This is a genomic window from Streptomyces luteosporeus (genome assembly GCF_039532865.1).
Classification (GTDB): Bacteria; Actinomycetota; Actinomycetes; order Streptomycetales; family Streptomycetaceae; genus Streptomyces; species Streptomyces luteosporeus.
Genome location: NZ_BAAASL010000011.1, coordinates 47,195 through 59,392 on the forward strand (window position 1 = coordinate 47,195; position 12,198 = coordinate 59,392).

General features: G+C 73.2%; 14 protein-coding genes. 7 read left to right on the plus strand and 7 right to left on the minus strand.

Features of this window, described 5'->3' with window-relative positions:
• Window positions 1-93: 93 nt before the first annotated feature.
• Genes ABD361_RS16420 through ABD361_RS16450 form a run of 7 tightly spaced genes read right to left on the minus strand, consistent with a single transcriptional unit; the run spans window position 94 to window position 7,024 of the window.
• The gene (locus tag ABD361_RS16420) at window positions 94-642 is read right to left on the minus strand and encodes a type 1 glutamine amidotransferase domain-containing protein (protein WP_344436047.1); all 549 of its coding nucleotides are present in this window, start codon (window positions 640-642) and stop codon (window positions 94-96) included.
• Window positions 639-1,268, minus strand: a complete 630-nt coding sequence (locus tag ABD361_RS16425) for a diguanylate cyclase (RefSeq protein WP_344436048.1) — start codon at window positions 1,266-1,268, stop codon at window positions 639-641. Before ABD361_RS16425 ends, ABD361_RS16420 begins: the two co-directional genes overlap by 4 nt.
• A gap of 54 nt (window positions 1,269-1,322) precedes the next feature.
• Window positions 1,323-2,441: an enolase C-terminal domain-like protein gene (locus ABD361_RS16430; protein WP_344436049.1), complete on the minus strand. Its 1,119-nt coding sequence runs from the start codon at window positions 2,439-2,441 to the stop codon at window positions 1,323-1,325.
• On the minus strand, window positions 2,438-4,105 hold the full coding sequence (locus tag ABD361_RS16435; protein WP_344436050.1) for a GMC family oxidoreductase: 1,668 nt from the start codon (window positions 4,103-4,105) through the stop codon (window positions 2,438-2,440). The genes ABD361_RS16430 and ABD361_RS16435 overlap by 4 nt, the downstream gene beginning before the upstream one ends.
• Window positions 4,102-4,716, minus strand: a complete 615-nt coding sequence (locus ABD361_RS16440) for a gluconate 2-dehydrogenase subunit 3 family protein (protein WP_344436051.1) — start codon at window positions 4,714-4,716, stop codon at window positions 4,102-4,104. The genes ABD361_RS16435 and ABD361_RS16440 overlap by 4 nt, the downstream gene beginning before the upstream one ends.
• A complete protein-coding gene (locus tag ABD361_RS16445; RefSeq protein ID WP_344436053.1) occupies window positions 4,713-5,165 on the minus strand; it encodes a hypothetical protein in 453 nt (150 codons plus the stop codon). Before ABD361_RS16445 ends, ABD361_RS16440 begins: the two co-directional genes overlap by 4 nt.
• Complete coding sequence (locus ABD361_RS16450; RefSeq protein WP_344436054.1) at window positions 5,162-7,024, minus strand: thiamine pyrophosphate-requiring protein; 1,863 nt, start codon at window positions 7,022-7,024, stop codon at window positions 5,162-5,164. Before ABD361_RS16450 ends, ABD361_RS16445 begins: the two co-directional genes overlap by 4 nt.
• Before the next feature lie 324 nt (window positions 7,025-7,348).
• Here ABD361_RS16450 and ABD361_RS16455 point away from each other — a divergent pair, with 324 nt between their 5' ends.
• From ABD361_RS16455 to ABD361_RS16485, 7 genes are read left to right on the plus strand one after another with little or no spacing between them, the layout of a single operon-like run.
• Complete coding sequence (locus tag ABD361_RS16455) at window positions 7,349-7,519, plus strand: hypothetical protein (RefSeq protein ID WP_344436055.1); 171 nt, start codon at window positions 7,349-7,351, stop codon at window positions 7,517-7,519.
• On the plus strand, window positions 7,516-7,698 hold the full coding sequence (locus ABD361_RS16460) for a hypothetical protein (protein ID WP_344436056.1): 183 nt from the start codon (window positions 7,516-7,518) through the stop codon (window positions 7,696-7,698). The genes ABD361_RS16455 and ABD361_RS16460 overlap by 4 nt, the downstream gene beginning before the upstream one ends.
• Window positions 7,695-8,126, plus strand: a complete 432-nt coding sequence (locus ABD361_RS16465) for a monovalent cation/H+ antiporter complex subunit F (protein ID WP_344436057.1) — start codon at window positions 7,695-7,697, stop codon at window positions 8,124-8,126. Before ABD361_RS16460 ends, ABD361_RS16465 begins: the two co-directional genes overlap by 4 nt.
• A gap of 40 nt (window positions 8,127-8,166) precedes the next feature.
• Window positions 8,167-8,421 (plus strand): hydrogenase subunit MbhD domain-containing protein, encoded by a 255-nt coding sequence (locus tag ABD361_RS16470; protein ID WP_344436201.1) that lies wholly within the window; start codon window positions 8,167-8,169, stop codon window positions 8,419-8,421.
• On the plus strand, window positions 8,418-9,158 hold the full coding sequence (locus tag ABD361_RS16475; protein WP_344436059.1) for an MnhB domain-containing protein: 741 nt from the start codon (window positions 8,418-8,420) through the stop codon (window positions 9,156-9,158). Before ABD361_RS16470 ends, ABD361_RS16475 begins: the two co-directional genes overlap by 4 nt.
• Window positions 9,155-9,499, plus strand: coding sequence for a sodium:proton antiporter (locus ABD361_RS16480; RefSeq protein WP_344436060.1), 345 nt, complete (start codon window positions 9,155-9,157; stop codon window positions 9,497-9,499). The genes ABD361_RS16475 and ABD361_RS16480 overlap by 4 nt, the downstream gene beginning before the upstream one ends.
• 20 nt (window positions 9,500-9,519) lie before the next feature.
• The gene (locus ABD361_RS16485; RefSeq protein WP_344436202.1) at window positions 9,520-11,313 is read left to right on the plus strand and encodes a complex I subunit 5 family protein; all 1,794 of its coding nucleotides are present in this window, start codon (window positions 9,520-9,522) and stop codon (window positions 11,311-11,313) included.
• The last annotated feature ends 885 nt before the right edge of the window (window positions 11,314-12,198 follow it).

Genomic DNA, 12,198 nt, shown 5'->3' on the forward strand with positions numbered 1-12,198 from the left:
GCTCGTTGCCGCAGGGTGGGGCAGCCGGTCGCCGAGTCTCCCCACGCTCGGGTCGCCGACTTCCCCGACCCCTCATGGGCCCTGCGTGCTGGCTCAGGACCCGCCCGCGGCCTTGCGGAATTCCTCCGTGAACGCCTCGCAGAACGCCTTCAGGTCGTCCGGCTTGCGGCTGGTGATCAGGGTGTTCGGGCCGCCCGTGCAGACCTTCACCTGCTCGTCGACCCAGGAGCCGCCCGCGTTCTGGATGTCCGTGCGCAGGCTCGGCCACGACGTGAGGGTGCGGCCGCGCAGGACGTCCGCCTCGACCAGGGACCACGGCGCGTGGCAGATCGCCGCGACCGGTTTGCCGGCGGAGAAGAAGTCGCGGACGAACGCGACGGCCTTGTCGTCCATGCGCAGGGCGTCGGGGTTGGCGACCCCGCCGGGCAGGACGAGCGCGTCGTAGTCCGCCACGCCCACCTCGCCCACGGTCTTGTCGACGGGGAAGGTGTCGGCCTTGTCCAGGTGGTGGAACGCCTGGATCCGGCCCGGTTTCGTGGAGACGAGGTGCGGGGTGCCGCCCGCGGCCTCGACCGCTTGCCAGGGGCTGGTCAGCTCGACCTGTTCGACGCCCTCGGGCGCCATGAGGAACGCAACCTTCATGATGATGTCCTTCCTTTCGTGAATTCCTCGGCCCGGCGGGCCTCGCGCCTGCGCGCCTTCCTGCGCCTGCGGCCGGCGCGGGCGCACCGCAGCAGTTCCTCCGCGTACGGCAGTGCCACGAACGCCGCGACGCCCGCGGCGATGGCGGCGAGGTAGCCGGACGGCAGCGGGGTGCGGCGCGGCACCAGGCGCCAGGCCCGCGGGTCGCCCCGGCCGCCGCGCAGCAGCGAGCGCACCTGGTCGGGGTGCAGGCACATCAGCGAGGCCAGCGCGGCGAAGGGCAGTGTCTCCAGGAAGCTGTGGATGTGCTGTTCGAGGGGTGTGACCTCGCGCTCGCCCCGTACGGCCGTGCGCACGTCCCACAGGGCGGTCGCCTCGTGTGCCGCCGTCGCACCCAGTTGCACGCTCAGCAGCAGCGGGTTGACCTCGCACAGCAGGGTCAGGGCGATGGGCAGCCCGACCTCGGTCATCATCATCGAGTGGATCACCGACTCCTTGGTGCCGGAGGTCTCCTCGATGGCGGTGCGCCGGTGCATGACCCAGTCGGCGAGGCCGGGAACGAACCATCCGGGCAGCACCCCGTACATCAGGTACCGCGTCGTGGCGTCCTGGACGTCATCGCTCATGCAAAGGGCTCCTCGAAGACGATGGGACGGAAATCGGACGGAAAAAATGCGTTCTCACGCCACCCGGTGGGCCTCGGCCTCGGCGCGGCGGAAGCGCAACCCGTGCCCGGGCCGGCCGTCCGCGCCCGGACGCACCACGCCGCCCGCCGGGTCCAGGGCGCCGGTGAAGTACGCGGACTCGATGCGCACGTGGTCGTGGAACCACTCGATGTGCCGCAGGTTCGGCACGCAGGCGGCCACCTGCGCGTGGACGTGCGGGGCACAGTGCCCCGAGATCTCCAGGCCGTGCGCCTCCGCGACGGCGGCGGCCCGCAGCCAGGCCGTCAGCCCGCCGCAGCGGGTGGCGTCGGCCTGCAGGCAGTCCACGACGGGGGCCATGCGCGCGAAGTACGGCAGGTCGTAGCCGTACTCGCCGGCGGCCACGTCGCAGGCGCACGCCTCCCGCACCAGGCGCAGGCCCTGGAGGTCGTCGGAGGAGACGGGCTCCTCGAACCAGCCGACCTCCAGCTCGGCCAGCGCCTGCCCGACCCGCACCGCCTGCTTGCGGGTGTAGGCGCCGTTGGCGTCCACGTACAGCGCCACGTCCGGGCCGACGGTCCGCCGCGCGTGCCGGACCCGGTCCAGGTCGCGCGGTACGGCCCGGCCCCACGACTCCCCGATCTTGATCTTGACGCGGCCGATGCCGTGCCCCTGCACCCAACTGGTCAGCTGCGCCGCCATGTGCGTGTCGTGGTACGTGGTGAAGCCGCCCGAACCGTAGACCGGCACCTCCCGCGCCACCCGCCCGATCAGGCCCGTGAGCGGCACCTGCAGCAGCCGGGCCTTCAGGTCCCACAGGGCGATGTCCACGGCCGACAGCGCGCACGCCACCAGCCCCTGCCGGCCGGCGTTGCGCACGGCCCGGCCCATGGCCTCGTTGGCGCCGGCGACGTCCAGCGCGTCGCGCCCCACGACCTGTTCGCGCAGCAGCGCCGTGACGGCCTGGGCCGCCGTGGCCGGCGCGTACGTCCAGCCGAGCCCGGTGGTGGTGCCGCTGCGCGCCTCCACCACGACGAGCGTGGTGGCGTCCCAGGCCAGCGTGCCGTCGGCCTCGGGGGAGTCGGTGGGGAAGGTGTAGGCGCAGGCCTCGACGGCGTCGATCGCCGCGTCTGCACTCGCCGCCTTCGCGCTCATCGCCGGCCTCCTTCGCCTTCGATCAGCCGGGTCGCCGCCCGGTCGGCAAGGGCCATGATGGTCAGGGCCGGGTTGGCGCTGCCCTGCGTCGGCAGCACGCTGCCGTCCGTGATGAACAGGTTGGGCAGCGCGAACGTCCTCAAATCCCCGTCGACGACGCCTTCCTGCGGTGTACGGCCCATCCGGCAGCCGCCCACCAGGTGGGCGTAACGTTCTATGGTCATCAGTTCCGTCGCGCCGGCCGCGGTGAGGATGCGCTCCATCGTCCTGCGCGCCGCCTCCAGCAGCAGGTCGTCGTTCTCGCAGTGGCTGTGGTCGAAGCGGGCCACCGGCAGGCCGTGCCGGTCCTTCTCGTCGGCCAGCGTGACGCGGTTGTCCGCCTGCGGCAGGAACTCGCACAGCGCCCCCATGACCGCCCAGTGCACGTAGTCGGCCATGCGCTCGCGCAGGTCCCGCCCGTAGTGGCCCTGCGCCGCCACGTGCTCCGCCCAGGTGATGGGCAGCGGCGAGACGGTCTGCAGGGAGAACCCGCGCCGGTACGGGCGCGTGGGATCGGTCTCGTAGAACTCCTCCGAACACACCTCCGGCGGCGGTGCCTTGTACATGCGGATCTCTTCGGCGAAACGGCCCGCGGTCTGCGGCGCGCCCTGCACCATCACGTACCGCCCCACCAGGTCCTGGTCGTTGCACAGGCCCTCGGGGAAGCGGGGCGTGGCCGAGTTCAGCAGCAGGCGGGGCGTTTCGATGGAGTAGCCGGCGATCGCCACCGCCGCGGCCCGCTGGAAGCGCTCCCTGCCGCCGCGCACGTACCGCACGCCCGTCACCCGCCGGCCCTCCCGGTCGGTCTCCACCCGGGTGACCATGGCGTCCGCGCGGATCTCCGCGCCGTGGGCGATCGCGTCGGGCACGTGCGTGATCAGCGGGGACGCCTTGGCGTCCACCTTGCAGCCCTGCAGGCAGAAGCCGCGGTAGATGCAGTGCGGCCGGTTGCCGAACCGGCCGTTGGCGATGGCGACCGGACCCACGCGCGCTTCGATGCCCAGTGCCGCGCACCCGGCCAGCACCACTTCCCCGTTGCCGCCGACCGGGTGCGGGGGGTGGGGGTGGGGGTGCGGATCGCCCCAGGGCCAGAACTGCCCGGCCACCGGCAGCTCCCGCTCGATGCGCTCGTAGTACGGCTTGAGGTCCTCGTACGCGATCGGCCAGTCGGCGCCCACGCCGTCGAGGGCGCGCGTACGGAAGTCCGAGGGGTGCAGGCGCGGCACGTACCCCGCGAAGTGCACCATCGAACCGCCCACGCCCCGGCCGGAGTTGTTCGACCCGAGCGGCACGGGGTGACTGCCGCCGACCACGCGCGGTTCGTTCCAGTACAGGTGGTGCGAGCCCCACTCGTCGCTGACCCAGTCGCGCTGCGGGTCCCAGAACGGGCCCGCCTCCAGGCACACCACGCGCCACCCGGCGTGCGCCAGCCGCTGGGTGAACGTCGCCCCGCCCGCCCCGCAGCCGACGACGGCCATGTCGACCTCGTCATCGTCGTCAAAACTGCGCATCGTCTCGCGCAGCCGGCCGACGTGCGGCAGCCAGGCGGAGGCGTTGCGCCGCCGCACGTCGCCCTGCGGCCGCGCGGTCTCCCGCAGGGTGCGCCACCAGGCGCCGTCGCTCACCGCTTCTCCTCCCACGGCTCGCGCAGCCCCCGGCCCAGCCGCAGGTAGCCGCGCGGGTAGGCCGGCCCGCCGAAGCCGATCTCGTCCCAGGCGTACGGGTGCGCGTAGTACGCCTCGCAGGCGTAGCGCGTCCACAGGGACCACACGTGCGAGGCCTTCATGCCGTACCACTGGCCGCCACTGAGCTGCAGGACGTGCCGCAGCAACCGGTCCCGGTCGCCGTAGCCGAGCTCGGCGAACGTTCGGCCGTCGTGCCGCAGCCGGGCGTCCTCGTCGAGGCCCGCCAGCGAGCGCCGCCACGCCTCGTCGTCCTCCGGCACGTCCGCGTACCGCCAGCCGTCGCGTTCCGCCGTCGCCAGGCGCGCATCGATCACGCTCAGCACCGGGACGGGCGGGTCGTCGGGCGTACGGGCCAGGAGGTGGTCGAGCAGCGCCTCGGCCGCCGCCTCCTCGGCCGGCGTGAAGAACCGCAGCGGCGGCTGCGGCGGGGCCGCCAGCCGGGCGAGCACCACGCCCGCCGTCACCGCGTCCCAGGTGCCCGCCCGGCCCACGACGTCGCTCCCGCGCCGCCCCGGCCGGCGGGTGCCGACGTCCTGTTCCGGCATCCTCATGCCTCCCGCCGCAGGGCGCTGGCCAGCAGGCCCATCCCGCCGACCATGCTCATCAGCAGCGGGGCGAACAGGGGAGGCCCCAGCTCGATGTTGTAGCGGGCCATCCGCCAGCCGCCCGGCTTCGCGGCGATGCCGCGTACGTGCAGGTACGTGCCCTGCAGGCCGTTGGCGACGATCGCCGCCGACGCCAGGGGCAGCGCCGTGCGCGCCGCCCGTTCACTGGTGCAGCCGGCGATGCCCGCCGCCAGGCCCACGGGCCCCAGCAGCACCGGCCACCACATGACGCGGTTGCCGAAGCCGGCGCGGTCGTGCTCCAGGAAGATCTCCGCGGCCGTCACCGCCGAACCGGCGGCCGTCAGCAGCGACAGCGACCGCTGCAGCCGCCCGTGCCGGATGTCGTACGCCGCACGCCGCGGCCGGCCGCGGGTGCGCACCTGCGGACGCCTCACGACTCCCGCTTCCCTTGCGATCCTTGCGATCCTTGCGACCCTTGTGACTCGGACGTGCTGTGGGAGTCGGCCTTGTGGCCGCCCGGCAGGAACTCCTGGATCTTTGCCTTGATGCCCTGCCGCAGCACGTTCTTGCGGTCCGAGTCGCCCTTGAGGATGGCCGTCGCGGTCGACTCGATCTGGTCCCAGTCCGCGTGCGGCGGGATCGGCGGCACGGCCGGGTCGGTCACGAACTCCACGACCGCCGGGCCCTTCGCCGCCAGCGCCTGCCGCCAGGCGTCCGCCACCTGGTCCGGGTCCTCCACACGGATGCCGGTCAGCCCCAGCTGCCGCCCGAACTCGGCGTACGAGACGTCGGGCAGTTCCTGCGAGGGCAGGAACTGCGGCGAGCCGCCCATCGCCCGCAGCTCCCAGGTGACCTGGTTCAGGTCGCGGTTGTTCCACACCGCCACCACCAGCCGCGGGTCCTCCCACTGGTGCCGGTACTTGGCCACCGTGATCAGCTCGGCCATGCCGTTCATCTGCATCGCCCCGTCCCCGACCAGCGCCACCACCGGCCGGTTGGGATGCGCGAACTTCGCGCCGATCGCGTACGGCACCCCGCACCCCATCGTGGCGAGCGTGCCCGACAGCGAACCGCGCATCGAACCGCGCATGGTGATGTGCCGGGCGTACCAGTTGGCGACCGACCCCGAGTCGGAGGTCAGGATCACGTCGTCGGGCAGCAGCGGCGACAGCGCCCGCGCCACGTGCTCGGGGTTGACCGGCTGCGCGGAGACCGCCGCCCGCCGCTCCATCACCTCGTTCCAGCGCTGCACATTGGAGATGACCTGGCTCTGCCAGCCGCGCTTGTCCTTGCGCTTGAGCAGCGGCATCAGCCGCAGCAGCGTCGCCCGCGCGTCACCGATCAGGTTGACCTCGTAGGGATAGCGCAGGCCCGCCATGTGCGGGTCGAGCTCGATCTGCACCGCCCGCGCCTTGCCGAACTCGGGCAGGAACTGCGAGTACGGGAAGTTGGAGCCGATCGTCAGCAGCGTGTCGCAGTCGCGCATCATCTCGTACGACGGGCGGGTGCCCAGCAGTCCGATCGCGCCCGTGACGTACGGCAGCTCGTCGCTGAGCACGTCCATGCCCAGCAGTGCCTTCGCCACACCGGCGCCCAGCAGCTCCGCGACCTGCTCCACCTCGCCGCGCGCCCCGCGCGCGCCCTGGCCGGCCAGGATCGCCACCTTCTCGCCCGCGTTCAGGACGTCCGCCGCCCGCTGCAGCGCGTCGTCCGAGGGCACCGCCTGCCAGCCGCTGCGGTCCAGGCTGGAGGGAATCATCTTGAACGAGTGCGTGGGCGGCGAGTACTCCAGCTCCTGCACGTCCCCGTGGATGATCACCGCCGTGGGGGCCCGGCGCGCGTACGCCGTGCGCACCGCCCGGTCCAGCACGTTCGGCAGCTGCTCGGGGACCGTCACCGTCTCCACGAAGTCGGAGGCGACGTCCTTGAACAGCGTGTGCAGGTCCACCTCCTGCTGGAACGCCCCGCCCATCGCCGAGCGCGCCGTCTGGCCCACGATCGCCAGCACGGGCACGTGGTCGAGCTTGGCGTCGTAGAGCCCGTTGAGCAGATGGATCGCGCCCGGCCCGGACGTCGCCACGCACACCCCCAGCCGGCCGCTGAACTTGGCGTAGCCCACCGCCTCGAAGGCGGCCATCTCCTCGTGGCGGGCCTGGATGAAGCGCGGCTGGTCGTCGGCCCGGCCCCAGGCCGCCAGCAGACCGTTGATGCCGTCGCCGGGATAACCGAAGACCCGCTCCACGCCCCACTCGCGCAGCCGCTCCAGGATGTAGTCGGAAACCTGCTCGCTCATGCCTGTCCTTCTCCACCTGTCGCTGTTCGTTGCTTGCTCGGTCGTTGCTCGGTCGTTGCCGGTCGTTCGTCCGTTCGGGGTGGTTCGGGCGTGCGTTCCGTCCGCACGGGTAACCCCGGGCCGCGATGCCGAAACCTCCCGCTCCCGCATGGCCGAGTGCCGCCCGGCGCACTCCACCGGCGCCCCGGATCCCGACACGCCGCACCCGCCCCGGTGGCCGTGGCGGGACGGGCCGATGGCCGATACTCGGGGCATTCCGGGCCCCGCCGCGCGGGCGGGGCCCGGTACGCGCACGGGCGGGCGCAGGGCGGAGGAGGAGCGACGATGCTGGGCGCGGCGGCGGAGATCCTCGGCTGGTGGGCCGGGCTCACCGCGCTGTGGGCCGTGCTGATCAGCTCCCTCGACCCGCTCGACCTGGCCATCGGCGCCGCCGCCTCCGTCCTGGCGGCGGCCACCGCCCGCGGCGCCCGCCGCGCGGCACGGGGCGCGCGGTGAGGCGCACGGCGCGGCGCGCGCCGAGCGGGCGCGGCGCGTACGGGGCGCGCCGCACCGCCCCGTACCGCGTCACCGCCCCGTACCGCGTCACCGCCCCGTACCGCGTCACCGCCCCGTACCGCGTCACCGCCCCGTACCGCGTCACCGCCGCGCGCCCCGCACCGCAGGGCGCGCCGTGAACTGGTGGCTCGCGGCCGCCGCCGCCCTCGTGCTGGGCGGTCTCGGGCCGTGCCTGTGGGCCGCGGCGCGCGGCGGCGCCGGGGGGCGCGTCGTCGCCCAGAACATGGCCACCCTGCTGCTGTGCCTGGTCTTCCTCCTGCTGGCCCAGGGCTACGGCCGTCCCTCGTACGTCGACCTCGCCCTCGTCGTCTCCGTCCTCGGACCGACCGGCACCCTCGTCTACGCCCGTCTGCTCGCCGAGGAGCTCGAGCCCGACCCGCCCGGTGCCCGCCTGCTCACCCCTGCCGTCGCCGTCGGCACCCCCGTGACCGTCGTGCCCCTGTGCGTGGCCACCGGTCCCGGCCGGGCGATGGTCAAACTCCTGGTCATCGGCGCCCTGCTGGTCGCCGGCGGGGCCGTCACCAGCAAGGCGGTGCGCCGTGTCTGAGGTGCTGGCCGCGGCCCGCGCGGCGGCCGCGCGTCAGGCCCTGGACGACACCCTCCTCGTCCTCGCCCTGCTCCTGGTGGCGGTCGCGGCCACCGCCGTCGTCCTCAACCGCGATCCCGCCCGGCAGGCCGTCGTCCTCTCCCTCCTCGGCCTGAGCCTGGCCCTGCTGTTCACCGTCGTCCAGGCGCCCGACGTGGCCCTGTCCCAGCTGGGCGTCGGCTCCGCCGTGACCCCGCTGATGGTGCTGCTGACGGTCCGCAGGGTGCGTCGGGTGCGCCGGAAGCGGCGCGAGTGACGCGCCGGGTGCGGCTGTGCGTCCTGGCCGCCGGGCTCCTGGTCACCGCGGCCCTGCTGACGGTCGCGTGCCTGCGGCTGCCGCCCTTCGGCGCGTCGTGGCACCCGTACGGCGACCGGGCCGTGGCCACCGCCCTGCAGCAGCGCACGGCCAACACCGTCTCCTCCGTCAACTTCGACCAGCGCGCCTTCGACACCTTGGGGGAGGAGAGCATCCTCTTCGCCTCCGTCCTCGGCACGCTCGTCCTGCTGCGGCAGACCCGTGACGAGCACCGCGTCGCCCCGCAGCCGGCCGCCGTGCCCGCGGCGCTGCGCCGCTACGGCGTCGTCATGCTGCCGCTCGCCCTGCTCGCCGGCCTGTACGTCATCGCCCACGGCCAGCTCAGCCCGGGCGGCGGCTTCCAGGGCGGCGTGGTCGTCGCCACCGCCCTGCACCTGCTGTACGTCGCCGTCGACTACCCGGCCCTCGAGCGCCTGCGCCCCGTCGACCTGTACGAGCTCGCCGACGGCGCCGGCGAGGCCGCCTACGTCGTCCTCGGCGGTGCCGGACTGCTCGCCGGCGCGGCCTACCTGGCCAACACCCTCCCGCACGGCACCTTCAACACCATGGCCTCCGGCGGCACCGTCCCGCTGCTGAACGCGGCCGTCGGCATGGAGGTCACCTCCGGCATCGTCGTCCTGCTCGCCCACTTCCTCGCCCAGGCGCTGGAGATCACCGACGAAGGGAGCGGGTCGTGACCGTCCTGCCCTATCTGGTGGCCGCCTACATCTTCCTCGTCGGCGCCGCGGGCATGGCCACCAGCCGCAACCTCGTGCACGCCGTCGGCTGCCTGGCCGTCGCCCAGTCCTCCACGTACGTCCTGCTGCTGGCCGTCGGCTACCGGCGCGGCGGCACCGCGCCCGTCTTCTCCGACATCGCCCCCGGCACCAGCGTCGTCGACCCCGTCGTCCAGGCGCTCGCCCTCACCGACGTCGTCGTCGGCGCCACCGTGACCGCGCTGCTGCTCGCCCTCGTCGTCCAGGTGGACAAGCGGCACGGCACGGTCGACCCCGACGAACTGTCCGAACTGCGCGGCTGAGGGGGTGGTGGGCAAGGATGATGGACCGGCTCCTCCCGCTGATCGTGGCGCTGCCGCTGCTCGGCGCCGCCGTCCTCGTCGCCGCGGGCCGGCACCTGCCGCGGCCCGTCGCCGAGGTGCTCGGCCTCGCCGGCGCCGCCGTCCCCGCGGCCCTCGCCGTGGGCGCGCTCGTCCCCTGGCACGGCTCCCGCGTCGTCTGGCTCGGCGACTGGCGCCCCCACCACGGCGCCGGCGTGGGCATCGTCCTGGTGGGCGACCGTACGGGCCTGGGCCTCGCCGCCCTGACGTCTCTGCTGGTCGTGGCCGTCCTCGCGTACTCCTGGCGCTACTTCGACGAGCCCCCGTACGGGCACGCGGGCGCCTTTCCCGCGCTGATCCTGCTCTTCCAGGCGGGCATGTGCGGATTCCAGCTCACCGGCGACCTCTTCGACGCCTTCGTCTTCTTCGAGCTGATGGGCGTCGTCGGCTACGCCCTGACCGGCTACCGCGTCGAGGAGCCCCGGCCCGTCCAGGGCGCCCTCACCTTCGGCTTCGTCAACTCCCTCGGCGGCTACGCCAGCCTCCTCGGCATCGGCCTGCTCTACGCGCGCACCGGCGAGCTCGGCATGGCCCAGGCCGGCCGGCAACTGGACGCCGCACCCCGCCACGACGCCCTGCTCCTGGCCGCGTTCGTCCTCGTCATGACGGGACTGCTGGTCAAGTCCGCGGCCGTCCCCCTGCACTTCTGGCTGCCCGACGCCCACGCCGTGGCACCCACGCCCGTGTGCATGCTGCTGTCCGGCGTCATGGTCGAGACGGGCGTCTACGGCGTCGCCCGCATCCACACCACCGTCTTCGGCGGCCCCGGCGGCATCCCCGCTGATCACGTCCAGCGCGCCCTGCTCGTCCTCGGCGTCCTCACCGCCGCCGTGGGCGCCGCCATGTGCTGGCAGCAGCGGCACATCAAACGCCTGCTGGCCTTCTCCACCGTCGCCCACGTCGGCCTCTTCCTCACCGGGATCGCCCTGCTCACCCCCGAGGGCATCGCCGGCACCGAGCTGTACGTCCTCGGCCACGCCGGCACCAAGGCCGCGCTGTTCGCCTGCACGGGCATCCTCCTCGACCGCCACGGCAACGTCGACGAACACGAACTGCACGGCCGCGGCCGCGACACCCCCGGCCTCGGCCTCCTCTTCACCGCCGGCGCCCTGGCCCTCGCCGGACTGCCCCCCTTCGGCACGGCACTGGGCAAGGCCCTCGTCGAGGAGCAGCGGCCCTGGTTGCCCGTCCTCTTCGTCCTCGTCTCGGCGGTGACGGGCGGCGCGGCCCTGCGCGTCGCGGCGCGGGTCTTCCTCGGGGCGGGCGAGAGCCAACGCGAGGAGCCCGCCGACTCGGGCCCGGAGACCCCCGGCGACGAGGAACACCCCGAAACCGGCCACGCGATCCGCCTCCTGCCGCGCCCCATGGTCACCGTGACCACACTGCTCCTGACCGGCGCGCTCGCCGTGGGCGTCTTCCGCGGCCTGACCGACGCCGTCACGGCCGCGGCGGAGGCGTTCACGAACCACGCCGGCTACGCAGCGACGGTCCTCGACGCCGCGCCCACCCCGACCCCCGTCCCCCGCGCCACCGAGTGGTGGACCCCACCGGGCGTGGCCCTGGGCCTCCTCTCCACGGCCCTGGCCACCACCCTCGCCGCCTGGTCCACCCGCCACCCCGGCGCCCTCCACCACCTGGGCACCCCCCTCCGCCGCCTCCAATCGGGCCACGTGGGCGACTACGTGGCCTGGACGATGGCGGGCGTGGGACTGCTGGCGGTGCTGACGTGGTGGTGACCTCTTCGACCAAGAAACCATTGCTCAATGCACCTGATCCAACGTGAGTTCCCGAGACGGGCAATTTGTGATGCAGGACACGTGAAGTTCTGCGACTTCTGGGGCGTTTGATGCCGAGGTGACCGTTATTTCGGATGTAGACCCCATGCTTCCAACCCCCTACGTTCTCGTTCCACGACCTTTATCTGGTCTTCATTTACAGCCTTGGGGAGGGCTGGGGGGATGTTTCGTCATACGCGCATGCGCGCGTTCAGATGTTTTCTCGCCGGCGGTACGGGCTTGGCGCTGGCCGTCGGAGCATTAGGAAGCACATCAATTGCGGAGGCCGGGGCTGCCGGCCCGGGCCGGACGCTGCACCGGAATGCCGGTGCTGAAGGGCCGGAAACGCCGGCGCCCACCGAGCGCGAGGCGCTCGATGAAGCGAAACGCTCCGGCAAGAAAGTGGAAGTCGCGGCGCTGCGCGGCGAGACAAGGGACGTGTTCGCCACGCCGAAGGGCACGCTGGAGGCCCGGGAGTACTTACGGCCGATCCGCACCCGTTCAGGTGGGGAGTGGAAGCCCGTCGACACGACCCTGACGAAATCAACCGACGGAAGGGTCGCACCGCGTACGGCCACGGTCGGAATCAGGTTCTCCGGTGGCGGTGACACGGCGCTTGTCGAGCTGGACCGGGCGGGCAGGAAAGTCGCCCTCTCGTGGCCCACCAAGTTGCCGGAACCGCGATTGGACGGCGACACGGCCACGTACCCCGACGTCCTGCCGGACGTCGACCTGCGGGTGGCCGCCCAGGCGGACGGCTTCACCCAGCTTCTGGTCGTGAAGTCGGCCAAGGCCGCGGCGAGCAAGGAACTCTCGCAACTGCGCTTGAAGATGCAGGGCACCGGG